The organism is Leminorella richardii (assembly GCF_900478135.1).
Taxonomy (GTDB): Bacteria; Pseudomonadota; Gammaproteobacteria; order Enterobacterales; family Enterobacteriaceae; genus Leminorella; species Leminorella richardii.
The window spans coordinates 951,883-968,392 of the sequence record NZ_LS483470.1 but is presented as its reverse complement, the minus strand read 5'-3'; the positions used below and the strand labels follow the sequence as shown (position 1 = coordinate 968,392).

18 protein-coding genes and 1 pseudogene are annotated in these 16,510 nt (G+C 50.4%); 7 read left to right on the top strand and 12 right to left on the bottom strand.

Features of this window, described 5'->3' with window-relative positions; translation table 11 throughout:
- Positions 1 to 6: 6 nt before the first annotated feature.
- Together DQM29_RS04540 and DQM29_RS04535 are read right to left on the bottom strand one after the other, a co-directional pair.
- Complete coding sequence (locus DQM29_RS04540) at positions 7 to 777, bottom strand: ABC transporter permease (protein WP_111739512.1); 771 nt, start codon at positions 775 to 777, stop codon at positions 7 to 9.
- The gene (locus DQM29_RS04535) at positions 774 to 1,700 is read right to left on the bottom strand and encodes an ABC transporter ATP-binding protein (RefSeq protein WP_111739511.1); all 927 of its coding nucleotides are present in this window, start codon (positions 1,698 to 1,700) and stop codon (positions 774 to 776) included. Before DQM29_RS04535 ends, DQM29_RS04540 begins: the two co-directional genes overlap by 4 nt.
- A 365-nt stretch (positions 1,701 to 2,065) precedes the next feature.
- Here DQM29_RS04535 and can point away from each other — a divergent pair, with 365 nt between their 5' ends.
- A complete protein-coding gene (gene can / locus DQM29_RS04530; RefSeq protein WP_111739510.1) occupies positions 2,066 to 2,728 on the top strand; it encodes a carbonate dehydratase in 663 nt (220 codons plus the stop codon).
- 55 nt (positions 2,729 to 2,783) lie between these two features.
- On the opposite strand, the gene hpt is transcribed toward can, so the two are convergent.
- From hpt to DQM29_RS04510, 4 genes are all read right to left on the bottom strand, one after another.
- Positions 2,784 to 3,320 carry a hypoxanthine phosphoribosyltransferase gene (hpt, locus tag DQM29_RS04525; protein ID WP_111739509.1) on the bottom strand — a complete coding sequence of 179 codons (537 nt, stop codon included), beginning with the start codon at positions 3,318 to 3,320 and terminating at the stop codon, positions 2,784 to 2,786.
- A gap of 203 nt (positions 3,321 to 3,523) precedes the next feature.
- Positions 3,524 to 4,192, bottom strand: coding sequence for a TetR/AcrR family transcriptional regulator (locus DQM29_RS04520; RefSeq protein WP_111739508.1), 669 nt, complete (start codon positions 4,190 to 4,192; stop codon positions 3,524 to 3,526).
- Positions 4,193 to 4,502: 310 nt separating this feature from the next.
- Positions 4,503 to 4,811 (bottom strand): YdgH/BhsA/McbA family protein, encoded by a 309-nt coding sequence (locus tag DQM29_RS04515; RefSeq protein ID WP_111739507.1) that lies wholly within the window; start codon positions 4,809 to 4,811, stop codon positions 4,503 to 4,505.
- A 117-nt stretch (positions 4,812 to 4,928) separates the two neighbouring features.
- A complete protein-coding gene (locus tag DQM29_RS04510; RefSeq protein WP_111739506.1) occupies positions 4,929 to 5,198 on the bottom strand; it encodes a YdgH/BhsA/McbA-like domain containing protein in 270 nt (89 codons plus the stop codon).
- Between the two features lie 417 nt (positions 5,199 to 5,615).
- Between DQM29_RS04510 and DQM29_RS04505 the strand changes: the two genes are divergently transcribed.
- The 4 genes from DQM29_RS04505 (at position 5,616) to speD (ending at position 8,221) form a co-directional block, all read left to right on the top strand.
- On the top strand, positions 5,616 to 5,939 hold the full coding sequence (locus DQM29_RS04505; protein WP_111739505.1) for a helix-turn-helix domain-containing protein: 324 nt from the start codon (positions 5,616 to 5,618) through the stop codon (positions 5,937 to 5,939).
- A gap of 118 nt (positions 5,940 to 6,057) precedes the next feature.
- Positions 6,058 to 6,408 carry a YacC family pilotin-like protein gene (locus DQM29_RS04500; RefSeq protein ID WP_111739504.1) on the top strand — a complete coding sequence of 117 codons (351 nt, stop codon included), beginning with the start codon at positions 6,058 to 6,060 and terminating at the stop codon, positions 6,406 to 6,408.
- Positions 6,409 to 6,518: 110 nt separating this feature from the next.
- The gene (gene speE / locus DQM29_RS04495; protein WP_111739503.1) at positions 6,519 to 7,382 is read left to right on the top strand and encodes a polyamine aminopropyltransferase; all 864 of its coding nucleotides are present in this window, start codon (positions 6,519 to 6,521) and stop codon (positions 7,380 to 7,382) included.
- 41 nt (positions 7,383 to 7,423) lie between these two features.
- Complete coding sequence (gene speD / locus DQM29_RS04490) at positions 7,424 to 8,221, top strand: adenosylmethionine decarboxylase (protein ID WP_111739502.1); 798 nt, start codon at positions 7,424 to 7,426, stop codon at positions 8,219 to 8,221.
- A gap of 52 nt (positions 8,222 to 8,273) precedes the next feature.
- Here speD and tyrA read toward each other — a convergent pair whose 3' ends face one another.
- Both tyrA and DQM29_RS04480 read right to left on the bottom strand, forming a co-directional pair.
- Positions 8,274 to 9,395, bottom strand: a complete 1,122-nt coding sequence (gene tyrA / locus DQM29_RS04485) for a bifunctional chorismate mutase/prephenate dehydrogenase (protein WP_111739501.1) — start codon at positions 9,393 to 9,395, stop codon at positions 8,274 to 8,276.
- A gap of 90 nt (positions 9,396 to 9,485) precedes the next feature.
- On the bottom strand, positions 9,486 to 10,553 hold the full coding sequence (locus tag DQM29_RS04480) for a 3-deoxy-7-phosphoheptulonate synthase (RefSeq protein ID WP_111741992.1): 1,068 nt from the start codon (positions 10,551 to 10,553) through the stop codon (positions 9,486 to 9,488).
- 255 nt (positions 10,554 to 10,808) lie between these two features.
- Here DQM29_RS04480 and btsR point away from each other — a divergent pair, with 255 nt between their 5' ends.
- Positions 10,809 to 11,525, top strand: coding sequence for a two-component system response regulator BtsR (gene btsR / locus DQM29_RS04475; RefSeq protein ID WP_111739500.1), 717 nt, complete (start codon positions 10,809 to 10,811; stop codon positions 11,523 to 11,525).
- Positions 11,526 to 11,542: 17 nt separating this feature from the next.
- Positions 11,543 to 11,911, top strand: coding sequence for a DUF2799 domain-containing protein (locus DQM29_RS04470; RefSeq protein ID WP_111739499.1), 369 nt, complete (start codon positions 11,543 to 11,545; stop codon positions 11,909 to 11,911).
- Between the two features lie 14 nt (positions 11,912 to 11,925).
- Here DQM29_RS04470 and pspE read toward each other — a convergent pair whose 3' ends face one another.
- The 4 genes and pseudogenes from pspE to DQM29_RS04450 all read right to left on the bottom strand — a co-directional run bounded on the left by pspE (position 11,926) and on the right by DQM29_RS04450 (position 16,132).
- Positions 11,926 to 12,243, bottom strand: a complete 318-nt coding sequence (pspE, locus tag DQM29_RS04465; protein WP_111739498.1) for a thiosulfate sulfurtransferase PspE — start codon at positions 12,241 to 12,243, stop codon at positions 11,926 to 11,928.
- Positions 12,244 to 12,434: 191 nt separating this feature from the next.
- Positions 12,435 to 13,385: a 2-keto-3-deoxygluconate permease gene (locus tag DQM29_RS04460; protein WP_111739497.1), complete on the bottom strand. Its 951-nt coding sequence runs from the start codon at positions 13,383 to 13,385 to the stop codon at positions 12,435 to 12,437.
- A 258-nt stretch (positions 13,386 to 13,643) separates the two neighbouring features.
- On the bottom strand, positions 13,644 to 15,164 hold the full coding sequence (locus tag DQM29_RS04455; protein ID WP_111739496.1) for a UxaA family hydrolase: 1,521 nt from the start codon (positions 15,162 to 15,164) through the stop codon (positions 13,644 to 13,646).
- A 45-nt stretch (positions 15,165 to 15,209) separates the two neighbouring features.
- Positions 15,210 to 16,132: pseudogene (locus DQM29_RS04450) on the bottom strand (dihydrodipicolinate synthase family protein).
- Between the last annotated feature and the right edge of the window lie 378 nt (positions 16,133 to 16,510).

Sequence of the window (16,510 nt, the reverse complement as noted above, 5' to 3'; positions counted from 1 at the left end):
AATAAACTAGCTGCGAAGCCCTCTGCCGCGAGAAATCAGCCACCAGCTCAGCAGATAAAACCCTGTCGTAAAGGCAATCAATACACCCAGCGTCATGGTTAACGACACGTCGGTAATACCCAGAAAACCATAGCGAAAACCGCTTATCATGTACACGATCGGGTTTGCCTTGGAGATCACTTGCCATACAGGCGGCAGCAGAGTCAGTGAATAAAAGACCCCTCCTAGGTAGGTCAGTGGCGTCAGCACGAACGTTGGCACAATGCTAATATCGTCAAACGTTTCGGCAAAAACCGCGTTCACCAGCCCGCCCAAAGAAAACAGCACCGACGTAAACAGCAGCGTTATGGCAATCGCCCACCATGAGTGGATTTCCAACGGCACAAAGAACATCGATACCAGCGTAACCAGCACGCCAACGCAAACCCCTCGCGCCACGCCGCCGCCGACAAAGCCAAGAATAATGATGTGGGTTGGTACCGGCGCGACCAGCAGTTCTTCAATGCTGTGCTGGTACTTGGCACCGAAAAACGACGACGCCACGTTAGAGTAGGAGTTAGTGATCACCGACATCATAATCAGCCCCGGCACAATAAACTGCATATAGCCGAAGCCCTGCATTTCACCGATGCGCGAACCGATCAGGTTACCGAAAATGATGAAGTAGAGGGTCATGGTAATAACGGGCGGCACCAGCGTTTGAACCCAGATCCTCGCGAAGCGAGTGACTTCCTTAATCCAGATGCTCTTCAGTGCGATCCAATACAGACGAATCATTCTGCCTCTTCCTCATAATCGTTGACCAAGTGGACAAATAGCTCTTCCAAACGGTTCGCTTTATTTCTCATGCTTAACACAGCGACACCCTGCGCGCTCAACTGGTTGAAAACGCCGTTAAGCCCCTGCTCTCTCTCAACGTCAACTTCCAGCGTTGCAGTGTCTACCAGACGGCTGACGTACCCTTCTAACTGAGGGATCGGGCTTTTCGGCGCTAGGTCGAGGATAAACGTTTCCGACTTCAGCTTAGACAGCAGCTCGCGCATAGAAGTATTTTCCACCAGTTCCCCCTGCCGGATAATGCCGATATTGCGGCACAGCATTTCTGCCTCTTCCAGATAGTGGGTGGTTAAAATAATCGTGATGCCCTGCTGGTTCAGCTCTTTTAAGAACAGCCACATCGAACGACGAAGCTCAATGTCAACGCCAGCGGTGGGCTCATCGAGGATCAACAGCTTAGGCTGATGCATCAGCGCCCGAGCGATCATCAGCCGCCGCTTCATACCGCCGGACAGTCGCATAGCGCGCTCGTTGCGCTTCTCCCACAGTTCAAGGCGCTTCAGATAAGTCTCTGCGCGCTCCAGCGCCACATCCCGCGGTACGCCGTAATAGCCGGCCTGAGTGACGACAATCTGTAGAACAGTCTCAAAGGGGTTAAAGTTAAACTCCTGCGGCACCAGACCCAGCTGCCGTTTGGCGTTCACCAGATCGCTGTCCGTATCGTAACCGAACACCTTCACCTGCCCTGACGTTTTATTCACCAGCGAACTGATAATACCAATGGTGGTCGACTTCCCGGCGCCGTTGGGGCCTAAGAGTGCATAAAAATCGCCGGCCTCTACGGTCAGGTCAATGCCTTTAAGCGCCTTTACGCCGCCGGCATACACTTTGGATAACTTCGATAATTCTAGTGCGTACGTCATAGCCAACAGGATTACCTTATTTGGGAGAGGAGAAGAACGGCGCAGGATTGACGCGTCATCTGCGCAGATGCGATCAGCTTAATCGTTATAGTCACGCTTAACAATTCAATTAACACTTTTGAAACAATTCATTCAGGTATAAAATAGCGTCCGTCCTTTTTCATGACGGACGCTGCCCAAGCCCTTCGGCCGGACAGTCGGCCCAAAAAAGTCATAACGAACCATGGTTCCGTTGAAAAAACGCCGCCATAGCACGGTATACTCTAAGCCATTCGAGCCTCGGCAGAGCGTTGTCGCCAACTGGGCGATCCTGTGAAGCACAATGAGTATATTAACGCCGTTAAACACAATGAGCGATAGCACCTATGAAAGACATTGAAAGACTAATGCACAACAACGAGGTTTGGGCTGCAAGTATCAGCAAGGACGACCCCGAATTTTTTGAACGCCTGGCGCTGTCACAAAAGCCACGCTTTCTCTGGATTGGCTGTTCCGACAGCCGCGTACCGGCAGAGCGCTTGACCGGGCTTGAGCCGGGCGAGCTGTTTGTTCACCGTAACGTTGCCAACCTGGTTATCCACACCGACCTGAACTGCCTTTCTGTTGTGCAGTATGCGGTTGAAGTCCTTGAGATTGAGCACATCATTATCTGTGGCCACTACGAGTGCGGCGGCGTCAATGCAGCCATCAACAACCCGGAGCTGGGGCTCATCAACAACTGGCTGCTGCACATCCGCGATCTTTGGTACAAGCACAGTTCACTGATCGGGGAGCTGCCGCCGGAAAAACGCGCCAACCTGCTGAGTGAAATCAACGTAGTGGAGCAGGTGTATAACCTCGGCCATTCGACTATCGTACAGTCAGCCTGGAAGCGCGGGCAGAAAGTGCTGATTCACGGCTGGGTTTACGACGTACAGGACGGAAAACTGCGCGATTTGGAAATCAGCGCGTCAAGCCGCGAATCCCTCGAGCTGCTGTACCGCAAGGCCATTTCCAACCTGCTCGTCACCGACAAATCAGAAAAGTAACGCAGCAAGCGAGACCTACCCCGGACGGCTAGCGCTGCCGGGGCAGGCGCAAAGACTATTCGTCTAGCAGAACGACTTTGCCAATATAGGGCAGATGACGATAGCGTTGAGCATAGTCAATGCCGTACCCCACAACAAACTCGTCGGCGATAGAAAAACCAATATAGTCAATCGGCACCGGTACTTCACGACGCGAAGGCTTGTCCAGCAGAGTGCAAAGCGCCAGTGAATTAGGCTCTCGTAGCAGCAGGATTTCGCGAACTTTAGTTAGGGTATAGCCCGTATCAATGATGTCTTCAACAATCAGGACGTCCTTACCCCGGATGTCTTCATCCAGATCTTTAAGGATTTTCACGTCGCGGTTGCTGTCCATGCTGTTGCCATAGCTGGAAGCGGTAATAAAGTCGACTTCGTGAGGGACGGTAATCATCCGGCACAGGTCAGCCATAAAAATGAATGAGCCGCGCAGCAGCCCCACCAGCACCAGCTCTTTGCCGCTATCGCCATAGCGCGCGTTAATTTCAGCAGCAAGCTCAGCAATACGTGCCTTTACTTCCTGCTCGGAAATCATGGTTTCAACAATATGTTTCATAGTGAAAAACGCTCGGAGAGCCCGAACGCATCGTCCTTTGGAGTTAAGCGTAGTTAAACGGAAGGCGGAAAAGTGTAACACATCTTCATGCCGGTTACATACGGCCGTAGGGGGAATAAGGCAAATCTCACCGAGAAAAAGCCGGGCGGCAAGCTCATCGCCGCCCGACTTCTCTCTGTACGACTCGATCTACACCATAAAGGTTAATAAGTCAGGCCAGCCTCTTCCTCTGACTGGCGAACGATGGCTTTCCCCATCCAGCGCACAACGTCGAGGATCTGCTGGCTCTCAAGCCCCCAAATATCTTTCAGCACCAAAAACACTTCAGAACCGTAAATAAGAGAAAAAGCGTGATTCATGCGGTTCCATTCCGCCGCAGACATTCTTTCCTTCAGCGGATGCGCCACCATCTCCAACAGCTGCTTGCGGTTGCCCCGAACCAGCGGCAGCTCTCCACTTACATCTTCGCTACCAGAGCGCCTTGCTGCCCACTGTTCAAGAGAAATACGCAGCGCCGCCCTCAGCGCCCCTTCGTGCTTTTCCAACTGAGGATAGGCAAAAGAAAGCAGCGAATCTAAGCGTTCAGCCACCGAAGTCTCTTCCGGCTTCCAGGCCCGCATCGGTGCCAGAACGTCCCCGACAATGGCAGAAATCAGCGAGCTTTGGGTAGGAAAATAGCGATAGGCCGTCGCTCTCGATACTCCCGCCTCGTTAGCCAGCTCGGTAATAGAGGGAATGTTACCACTCTCTAGCATCGTCATTGCCGCTTGCATAAGCTTGTTTAACGTACGGGCGCGCACCCGTGTCATTTTTGGAGAGTCATCGGCCAGAGCCTCATCGTTTACGTTTTTCGCATTCTTCTTTGTTTTCATCGTATACGTTTCCTGTTTTTCCTCACCGATCTTCTTAAAAAGTGCTCGACGGGCTACCGAGCCTAAGTGCCTGCTCAGGCATAAAGAGATTTGTGTATTTTTATTGCATTCCGGCACCGTTTGCGCAACTGGCCTTTTGGGCACTGGAATTTTTTTCTAAATAAAAATCAGCACATTAATTAATTTCGTTAGGAAATAAATTGCAATAAAACAGAAATGATTATGCGAGCTGCTTATCGGAAGAGGTAAAAAAACGGCGGCTCACAGGACTGAGCCGCCGTTTGACAGGATCAAGGAAAAACGTGTCGCGCTATTTTGCCGGCGCCGCTGTCGTTCCGCCTGCGCGATACATCTCAGCGGAAATGCGCCAGTAAGGAGAGACATCCGCATCACGCGCACCAATCACGCGAAAATAGTCGGCACCCTCTTTCTCAGCCTTTTCAGCAATAGCCTCTACCGCTTCATCTAGCGTTGAGACCATAACTGACAGGCTAATTACGCCCATGCTCTGAAGCTGCATTTTCTCAGCCACATCGGCACGTGAAATCTCCGTCACGGCGTGCGCCATACTGCTGACGGACAGAGCCAAGAACATCGCCAGAACCGCTGTGGTCTTCATGATGCCAATCACCTATTAAGCTGAACGTTTGGCTATCATACGCTGGGGAAAGTCATAAATAAAAGCGGCTTTTCTCACCTATATTGCACGCCGGCTCTGGGCGATACCCCCGCGCAATTAGCGATACAGCTCAGCGGAAACCCACCACTGGTTGGAGTCGTCTTGAGAGTTAGCTGCGATAACGCGATAGTGGCCTGCATTCATACTTTCCGCTTTTTTCGCAATGGCGCTAACGGCCTGATCCATGTCAGCAACCTGTACTGAACTGGATACGGTACCCATGCTTTGTAGCTGCTGAGCCTGCTGGCTATTAACCTGAGTAGCGGCCATTGCAGAACCTGCACCAAGGGAGAATAACAGAGCGATTAATGCTGCTGACTTTTTCATTTTGTTGCCTCATATTTTATTCAATAAATTTGAATTTATTATTGAATTTAATTGAATTAAAAAATAAAAATTAACATAACAATTTGAATTAAATTAATATATTGAAAATATCTAAATCAATTTTATTCAAACGATGAACAAATCCTAAACCCAAAAATGTGATCCGTATTAGCTTTTAATGCTAAAAATTTTTAACATCTATAGCCAAATTTGATTACAACCCCACACATTCCAGCTCCTTCGCCCCACTCATTCTTTTTGACGTTTAGTGCTGTTTTATTTGACGGCTTTTTTTCATCAAGATACTGTACCGTACAGTACAAAGACGAAATAAATGAGACGCATTTATCTGAACGGTGCGAAAGACGAATCGAGAGAAACCCTGGTTCGGAATGTTTTCTAAAGGGAAATAACGCTATGCTGCAAACAACGATTATTTACGATCTGGCTCACTGGATAGAAAACCACTTGGAGGAGCCTCTTAACGTTAAACGCGTCGCCAGCAAGGCGGGCTACTCACAGTGGCACTTACAGCGGCTGTTCAAAAATACGACCGGAGACTCGCTGGCAACCTACATTCGCAAAAAGCGCCTGCAAAATGCGGCGTCAGAGCTTAAGCAAAGCAGAAAAACCATTGCGGACATTGCCTATAAGTACCAGTTTGACTCACAGCAGAGCTTTACCCGAGCGTTTAAAAAGATGTTTGATAAAACACCGTCAGACTACCGCTATCGCACATAGCCCCTCTTCTCTCCTATCCCTTTCCTTCTGCCAGCCGCGGAGGGAAGGAATAAAAAAGATTTGTCATCGCTATACAGTATGGTAACGTCGCCGAGTATCCGTAACGAATATCAACGCCATGAAACACAAATCTTTTTTTCGCCTTCCTCTGCTGCTGCTGTCTTTATCAGGGTTCTCCTTTGAAAGTCAGGCACTAACCGAAGCTGAAGCCGAAGACCTTGCCGACTTGACCGCCGTCTTTCTGTATCTGAAACAGGAATGTGGGTATGGCGATTTACCTATCCCAGAAATCAAGCGGGCGCTGATTTACTTTGCCCAGCAAAACCGCTGGGACCTGAGCAACTATAACCAGCTCAATATGGAAGCCCTAGGTAGCGCCAGCTACCGCGACTTAAAGCAAATCCCTCTTGATAAAGACCTCAAGTGCCGCAGGCTCGCCAAAGACTCGTTCGGCCTTATTACTCACTAAGGCACTCAGCCGATCTGATACGCATAAATGCGCCGTTTGCCGTGCATCCACGCCCCAAGTCCGCTATGATATTTCGCTAAATTTTTGTCCGGCATTGAGGATTAAGGCGCATGTCTCAAAAAGAGATCTGGTTTGAAACGCTGTACGGCGGCGGATTTGGTCAGTTTTTTTCCATTGATAAAACCCTTTATCACAATAAAACCGAACATCAGGATCTGATCATCTTTGAAAACGCCGCTCTTGGGCGCGTGATGGCGCTTGATGGTGTAGTACAAACCACCGAGCGCGACGAGTTTATCTACCATGAGATGATGGCTCACGTGCCGATTTTCGCCCATGGTAAAGCCAAGCGCGTGTTGATCATCGGCGGCGGAGACGGCGGTATGCTTCGAGAAGTGTGCCGCCATCAGAGCGTCGAACACATCACCATGGTGGAAATCGACGCAGGCGTAGTGGAGTTCTGCCGTCAGTACTTGCCCAACCACAGCGCGGGCGCCTATGACGATCCGCGTTTTAATCTGGTTATCGAAGACGGCGTGAACTTCGTCAGCCAGACAGACCAAAAGTTCGACGTCATTATCTCCGACTGTACTGACCCTATCGGCCCCGGCGAGAGCCTGTTTACCTCTGACTTTTATCAGGGCTGCGCGCGCTGCCTGAATGAAAACGGCATTTTTGTCGCCCAAAACGGCGTCTGCTTCCTACAGCAGGACGAAGCAGTAAACAGCCAGCGCAGACTGTCGCACTATTTTGACGACGCCAGCTTCTACCAGACGGCGATCCCGACCTACTACGGCGGCATCATGACCTTCGCCTGGGCAAGCCAGAATCCGATGCTGCGCCAGCACGATATTGCAACGCTGGAAGCGCGGTTCAGCGCCTCTGGCCTGCGCTGCCGCTACTACAACCCGGCGATACACGTGGGTGCTTTTGCGCTGCCGCAGTATTTACATGACGCGTTGAACGACCGTTAATCACCCGTTTTATTCACTATCGACAAAGGCGGTGGACCAAATTGCATAAAATAAAACTACACGGCTTCAATAACTTAACCAAAAGCCTGAGTTTTTGTATCTACGATATCTGTTATACCCAAACGGACTACGACAGAGAGCAGTACATTGCTTACATTGATGAACAGTACAACGCCAACCGCCTGACGGAAATTCTGACGGAAACCTGTTCCATCATCGGAGCCAATATTCTCAATATCGCCCGTCAGGACTACGATCCGCAGGGCGCCAGCGTGACGATTCTCATCAGCGAAGAGCCTATCGACCCAAGCCTCGTCGATCAGTCAGAGAATCCCGGCCCGCTGCCGGAGGCCGTCGTCGCCCATCTGGACAAAAGCCATATCTGCGTTCATACCTACCCTGAAAGTCATCCTCAGGGAGGAATCTGCACGTTCCGCGCTGATATTGAAGTGTCTACCTGCGGCGTAATCTCTCCGCTCAAGGCGCTCAACTACCTGATTCACCAGCTGGAATCAGATATCGTGACGCTGGACTACCGCGTGCGCGGCTTTACCCGCGACGTCAACGGCGTGAAGCACTATATCGACCACCCGATCAACTCAATTCAGAACTTTATGGCTGAGAGCATTACCTCTCAGTTCCACATGGTGGACGTCAACGTGTATCAGGAAAACATTTTCCATACCAAGATGATGCTCAAAGAGTTCGACCTCGACCACTACCTGTTTAACGCCAAGCCGGAAGACCTGAGTCAGAGCGAGCGCCAGCACATTACTCGTCTGGTACGCAAAGAAATGCAGGAAATCTACTACGGCAGAAACATGCCGGACGTTGCCTAAGCTATTTGAAGCCACGCCGAACGGCGTGGCCGCTTTACATTTTCTACTTCCCTTACTGCCTGCTGTCGTTTGCCTGTCGCAGCAGCGTGCGGCTTTCGTTCAGGAAGCGGCTGGCGTAGTCGCCAAACCAGTCTTTAACCTGATTAAAGTTATCGATAAACGCGGTTTTATCGCCCTTCTCCAGAATCGCCACGGCTTCGCCGAAGCAAGCGTAGTAGCGCTTAATCAGTGCCAGATTTTCTTCTGACGACATAATAATGTCTGCATACAGCTGAGGATCCTGAGCAAACAGGCGGCCAATCATCGCCAGCTCTAAGCGGTAAATCGGTGACGACAGCGCTAAAAGCTGCTCCAGCTCGGCCTTCTCGTGAGACAGGTTAAGCCCATAGGTGAAAGTGGCGAAGTGGCGCAGCGCCTGAATAAAGGCCATATTGCGGTCGTGCTCCGCGGGCGTAATAGCGTGAAGTCGCGAACCCCAGACCTGAAGCTGTTCCAGCAGCCACTGATAGGACTCAGGCTTGCGCCCGTCACAGTAGGCAATCACCTGCTTAGCCAGACTGCTGACGTCCGGCCCGAACATCGGGTGCAGCCCCAGTACCGGACCAGAGTGTACCTCTAACATCGCCTCCATCGGCTTTTGCTTAATAGAGGCAAAGTCCACCAGAATACAGTCGTCCGAGAGCTTCGGCAGCCTACGAATAACCTCTTCGGTCAGATGGATGGGCACGCTGACGATCACCATGCCGGCGTCTTTTAACAGCGCATCGGCGTTCGGCCAGTCTTCCTGCTCGAGAATGCGCACCTGATAGCCCGATAGCTGAAACAGCCGACCAAACAGCTGCCCCATCTTGCCTCGCCCACCGACGATAACAATGGGCCCCATGTCCGGCTTCAGGGTTTTAAATCCTTTGTCGTTTTCACTGGCGTAAGACTCGCGCATTACGCGGCGCAGAACGTCCTCAATCAGGTCGGGCGGAACGCCCATGGACTCAGCCTCTTTTCGGCGCGAAGCGAGCATGCTGCTTTCCCGGTCCGGAGCATAAATGGGCAAGCCGTGCTGACTCTTCACTTCACCCACTTCAGCCACCAGCGCCAGCCGCTGAGACAGCAGCTTGAGCAATCCTTTGTCCACTTCATCAATGCGATCGCGCAGCGCCGCCAGTTCCGCCACCATGTTAGTCTTCTCTCCCGGGTTAACACTTACAAAGATGCCGCCTTCCGGCGGCATCAGGTCTAATGATGAGCAATAATAATCAGATAAAAATCACTGACACACAAGCGCTGCTTCACCCAGCTCTTCATGTACCTTGTTCAAAAGCCGCTCGGTGGTCTCCCAGTCGATGCAGGCGTCGGTGACGGAAACGCCGTAGCGCATGTCGGAACGAGACTGTTCAGACGACTGATTCCCCTCGTGAATGTTGCTTTCCAACATCATGCCAATGATAGAACGATTACCTGCCTTAATCTGCTCCAGCAGAGAGAACACCACCTCGGACTGACGGCGGAAGTCTTTATTTGAGTTACCGTGGCTACAGTCAATCATCAGCGAAGGATTAAGCCCTGCCGCCTTCATCTGCTCTTCGCATGCCTTCACGCTCTGCGCATCGTAGTTCGGAATTTTACCGCCGCGCAGGATAACGTGGCCGTTAGCGTTGCCCTGAGTTTGCAGCAGGCAAACCTGCCCTTCCTGATTAATGCCCATAAAGCGGTGCGGCATAGCGGCGGCCTTCATGGCGTTAATGGCTGTTGCTAGGCTACCGTCTGTGCCGTTTTTAAAGCCGACCGGCATTGACAGACCCGACGCCATTTCACGGTGAGTTTGTGACTCGGTAGTGCGTGCACCGATAGCTGACCAGCTGAACAGATCGCCAAGGTACTGCGGGCTGTTCGGATCCAGCGCTTCGGTCGCTAAAGGCAGTCCCATAGAGACCAGCTCTAGCAGCAGCTTGCGCGCAACGTGCAGGCCGTACTCAACGTCGAATGAGCCGTCCATATGAGGGTCGTTAATCAGCCCTTTCCAGCCGACGGTTGTTCTCGGTTTTTCGAAGTAAACGCGCATCACGATAAACAAACGGTCTTTGGTGGAGTCCGCCAGCTTCTTCAGGCGGCGAGCGTAGTCTAGAGCAGCCTGTGGGTCGTGAATAGAACAGGGCCCGCAAACCACCAGCAGACGGCGATCGCGACCGTGGAGAATATCGGCAATAGTCTGACGTGCCGCCGAGATGTTCATTTCATCCTCTTGGCTCAGGGGATACTTCTGCTTAAGCTCTTCGGGCGTCACCAAAACCTGTTCTGCACTGATGTTTACGTTGTTGAGCTTGTCTTTCTGCATGATCATCGTTGTTCCTTAGCCCCATCCCCTGATGAGTAAAAACGTCTTGTGATAAAGAGTCAAAGGCCGCGTTTAGCGGCATGGGTTTAAGTGTAAACTTTTAAATCCGATATTGTAAATATATTTTTACTATTATTTTTACACCCCATAATATATGGAAAATTTCAATAAAAATATGTAAACATAACTTTCCAATCGAGAGCGTTCGCATAAGTACCGCGCCGTGATAAACTGAACAAAATCTGTGGAGGGAACATGCTGAGAGCAATGATTGTTGACGACGAGCAGCCGGCTCGGGAAGAACTGGCGGAACTGCTTGTTGGAATTGAAAACCTGACCGTTGTCGGCGAGTGCAGCAACGCGCTGGAAGCCATTGCCGCCATCCACCGCCTGCAGCCGGACGTGGTTTTTCTCGACATTCAGATGCCCCGGATCAGCGGGCTTGAAATGACGGCCATGCTCGACCCCGCCGCGATGCCGCACATTGTGTTTACCACCGCCTATGACGAATACGCGGTGAAAGCGTTTGAACAGCACGCCTTTGACTACCTGCTCAAGCCAATCGACGGCCAGCGGCTACTCAAAACCATTGAACGCCTAAGAAGCACTAAGTCCGTCAATAAAAACTTCCACTTGCTTACCGACAGTGCCCTCAAGCACATTCCCTGTCACGGCCACAACCGCATTTTTCTCCTGCGGCTGTCCGACGTTGAATACCTGAGCAGCGAGCTGAGCGGCGTTCGCGTTATCGGCACCGATCAAAGCGGATACACTCAGCTCACGCTGAAAATTCTGGAAGAAAAAACGCCGTTTACCCGCTGCCATCGTCAGTATCTGCTCAATCTGGATCACGTCGGCGAAATACAGCTGTTGGACAACGGCAGCGCGGAAGCGGTCACCCGTTCAGGAAAGCGCATTCCCGTCAGCCGCCGCTATCTTAAGCCGCTGAAAGAACAGCTCGGCATCGCCTAATAGAGAGTAAAAAGCGTATGAAAAACATCACGATCATACTTCTGGCCGGATGGTTAGTTGGCTGCAGCGCCGCAGCCAGTGAAAGTGCTCCGGCTGACGCATCGGAAACGACCGAACGCTCTTCCGTCTGGTTTGACGTAGGGTACAAAGAAGCTGCTGAAGGCAGCGGCGTGAAGGACAACGCATCCCTGTCAGAGTGGTACGGTGAAGCGGAAGTCAACCGCACCGCCTATCTGGAAGGCTACGCCAAAGGTCAGGCCGAACTGTGCCAAGAAGATAAAGTGACCGCGCTGGCGCAGGAGAAAAAGCCCTTCCCGGCCAGCTGTGACAGCGTTGATAGCGCAGAGTCACTCCGGCAAGCCTGGCAGCAGCACGCAGACCATTAGCCCGAGGCGAGCCGCTACTCGCCTTTCACCTTAGGCATATCAAGCCGACTGATGCCGCCATCGTTAAACACTTGGGTATAACCCATATCCAACAGCGTCTCTTTCGCCAGCCCTGACTGGCGACCGGAGTTACAGTAAAGGTGAACGGTGTCGTTCTTATCCGGCACCTGAGCGGCAATTTTCTCCGTCAGCTCCTTCAGCGGAATATTCACCGCTCCCTGAATATGCTCTCTTTGATACTGCTCGGGAACGCGCACATCAATCCAATGCTCGGCGGCAAAGGCCGAGGCGCTAAACGCCAGCGCGACCGCTAATAAAGCCTTCTTAAACATTCACTCTTTCCTGACGGGTAAAAAACACGTGGGCGAAACTATACGCCCTTGAAGCCACCGGTTCTGCTAGCGGTATCTCATTATTTTCATGGGGTTAGTTAAAGAGGTGAATTTACCTAATCCGCTCTATATAAAATCAGGCCAAAAAGCTATGCGCTCTTTAGCCTGAAGTTAAGCAGCATAGGCCACTATTAACCTAGCGGCATCTTCGGACAGCCAAACCTCTTCGCCCAGCGGTCTGTCAGTATCGGAACAAGAATGGCACTGACCACTACAGCCGCAGCCACTTGGGTTGTTGCTGTACCGACATAAGGAGCCCAAGAGGGATCGACCAGCGCGACCGCTGCCGGCACCGCAACCGCGTTCCCGGCCGTTGTGGATACGGCAACGGCGGCATATCCCGGCCTTTTGCTAATAAGGCGATCGCAAAGAATAATAAAGGCGCCACCAATAAAAATAGTGATCAGCCCTAACGCAATACCCGGCAGGCCGCCTTTAATCACGTTCATCAGATCAATACCTGCGCCAAGCGCAAAGCCAACAAAAGGTATCATGACTGAACCGGCGGGCTCGAAGAAGTCGCGCACCTTTTTATCTATATTGCCTAAAACCATACCTGCGATAATAGGGATAACCGTTGCGATAAGCGCCTCAATGGGGATATTTGCCAAACCAGACAGCCCTAAAGCTATCATGGTAAAAAAAGGCCCATCGTTAAGCGCCAGCAGCGCCATACTGCCGCTGTCAGTATCATCGCCGTAGGTTTGCATCAGCGCCAAATAAACGCTTCCATTGCTGTTAGTTACTGCGCTAATCACCGCCAGTGTCGTCAGCCCCAGAATGCCGTCCATGCCAAACACTTTACCGATAAAAATACCGATAACAGCACCAATTAAAAATTTCGACATTAACAGTACGCCACCGCGCTTTAATACCTGCGGCATTTCTTTAACCTGTAGTGTCGTTCCCAAACAGAAAAGCTGAATGCCCATTGCCGTTGCCGCAGCCTTGCTTGAAAACGTTGCTGTTGTTAATGAGCCAATTTGCAGCGCTTCAGGAAAGAACGTATTTATTACACAGCCTAAAAGCAGAGGGACGACCATCATTCCGGCCGGAACCCTTTTCAAGAAATTCATAATCATGATGACATTATTCCTTCATTTTTTATTTTAATATTTAATGAAATAACGAGGCATCGACATTTAATTAAAAGGAAGCCATCGCAGAAATGACTTATTCCCACGTTATTTCATGATTAAAATTCATGTCTAAATAAACGGTTTAATAATTAATTAAAGAAAGGCCGTATCTCCTGAAAATAAAAACAGAGTTACATTCGGCATCGTTATTAATGTTATAACGATGCCGTTCGCATTATTGATAATGAATAACAATATGTATTACATAATGGCGTTAATATTCCACGGCACAAACTCTAGGCCACCGTAGCCAAACTTTTCACTTTTCGTCTTTTTACCTGACGCTGCTTCCAGAATCATCGTATACAGACGCTCACCGGCTTCAGGAATGGTCTCTTCCCCTTCAACCACATCACCACAGTTGATATCCATATCTTCTTCCTGCCGCTTCCACAGCGTATTGTTGGTTGCCAACTTCAGGGAGGGTGTCGGTTTACAGCCGAATGCAGAGCCACGTCCGGTAGTAAAGCACAGCATGTTTGCACCACCGGCAATTTGTCCAGTCACAGCAACGGGGTCATATCCCGGCGTGTCCATAAACACAAACCCTTTAGCCGTAACCGGCTGAGCATATTCATAGACATCCACCAAATTAGACGTACCGCCTTTAGCAATAGCCCCTAACGATTTTTCCAGAATCGTCGTCAAACCGCCCTCTTTGTTGCCCGCCGACGGGTTATTGTTCATTTCACTTTGGGTCCGTGCGCAGTAGTCTTCCCACCACTTAATGCGGGCTACCAGCTTATTACCCACTTCAGCAGAAACAGCGCGACGAGTCAGCAGATGCTCTGCGCCATAAATTTCGGGCGTTTCAGAAAGGATTGCTGTACCGCCCTGAGCCACAATTTTATCCGCAGCGTAGCCGAGTACTGGGTTGGCGGAGATCCCTGAGTAACTGTCGGAACCACCGCACTCCAACGCCACCATCAGTTCGGAAACCGGTACAGGCTCACGCTTAACGCAGTTCGCCTCTGCTAACATTCCGTAAATCACACTGATTCCTTTATCGATGGTTTTCTGAGTACCGCCGGTTTCCTGAATCGTCATCGTGTGCAACGTGCGGCCTTCTGTCAGCCCCTCGACCCGAATCAGATCCTTTATCTGGCTAGATTCACACCCCAAACCAATAATAACGACGCCAGCAAAGTTCACGTGACGAGCATAGCCGCTCATTGTGCGCCGCATCACCATCATTGACTCGCTGTCAAAACCAATTGCACAGCCAAAGCTCTGAGGAAGCGCCACAACACCGTCCACGTTTGGATAGCCGTCTAGCCCCACTTTTTTATAGTGATCTTCAATGGCGCGAGCGACTGTTGAACTACAGTTAACGGACGTCAGAATGCCAATATAGTTGCGGGTAGCCACTCTGCCATCGGCGCGCCGAATCCCCATAAAGGTGTCAATCTTTTCCGGCGCTGGTAGCGACGTCAAATCTTCACCGAAAGCATAATCGCGAGTGAAATCCCCCATGCCCATATTGTGAGTATGAATGTGGTCCCCGGCGTGAATATCGGTCGTTGCAAAACCAATTATTTGCCCATAACGTTTTACCGGCTCGCCGGCTGAGATCTCTCTCAAAGACACTTTGTGGCCTTCAGGAATATCACTTCGCACTGTGACGCTCTCCTGTGCCAGAAAGGTTCCTGCTGCAACCGGATGCCGGGCAATAACGACATCATCATTGGGATTCAGTTTAATAACCGGATAGACATTGCTCATTGAAATTTCCTTTTTTTCATCTTATTAGAAACGGAAATACCGCTATTATTTTATTTCTTGTTTTACCTCTATACCTGCCGAGCGCAGTATCTGCTTAACCTGTTCAACCTTATCGGCAGAAAGCCGCTGAACAGGAGCGATAGTCTCAGTAGATATATTCAATCCCGTTGCCTTTATCCCCTCTTTCACTACACCAAAAAACGGCGACTCAACGGCATACAAAGAAGACAGCTTGGCCAGCGTTCGCTGTAGCGCAAAGGCTCTTTCATAATCCTTTTCCACAAACGCGCGGTATATTCCGCCCGTCACCTGAGGGGCAAAATTGAAGGTTGCGGGAATACCACCGTGTCCACCCAAAATGAGTGTATCGAGCAGGTATTCGTCATAGCCGGAGAAGACAAGAAAATCAGGACGGAAAGAGTGGACACGGTTAATAATTTCTCTCGTATGGCTGATATTATCGATAGTGTCTTTAATCCCAACGATATTTGGCACATCGCGCGCCAAGCGCTCAATAACGTCTAGCCCAATATCTTGCCCAGTCAGCGCAGGAAAGTTGTACAGCAGTACGGGAATTGACAGGCTTTCACCAATAGTGCGGTAGTGATGATAGATATAGTCGCTGCTCAAAACAGCATAGTAGGGATTAACAACCAGCACGGCTGACGCGCCAACTGACTGTGCATGCAGGCCGTATTGAACGGTTTCTGCCGTTCCTGGTGCCGCAATACCAAGCATGACGGGAACTCTTCCCGCCACATGCTGCAAAGCAAACTCAGCGACCTCAAGCCTCATCTCATGCGACATATGGCAAAACTCCCCGCCGCTGCCAAGGATCAGCATGCCGTGAGCTCCGTCGTGAATACTCTTATCAATCAGGGCCCCATTCCGACGCGATCGAGTCGCCCTTGACTATCGACGATCGTAGGTACAGGTGGAAAAATACCTTTGAATTGATTTAAACACATAGACTGCCTCCTTTTGTTCTTTATACGGAACCAATGTTCCAAACAAAAAACAAGCTACTCCCCATCTAAGAGGCTGTCGATGACTATTCGCTCAAACTAATAACTTTTTAGAATTTATGTGATCTAAATAATATTTATATGAAATTATTATGCAGACATTAATATTTTAACGTCATAAAAGATCGCTTTTGATCTGATTATCAATGAGGTGAGATTCATTTGGCCTTATGATCAGTACGCTAGAGGTCGTCATATAACGAAAAGAGGTGCGGTAACACAGCAGAAAATTTCCGGAGGAAAAACCAAATAGATAGGATAAAAAAGCTCTGATGCGACTATTCGCACCAGAGCAAGCAAAAAAGATTGGGTAAAAAATGC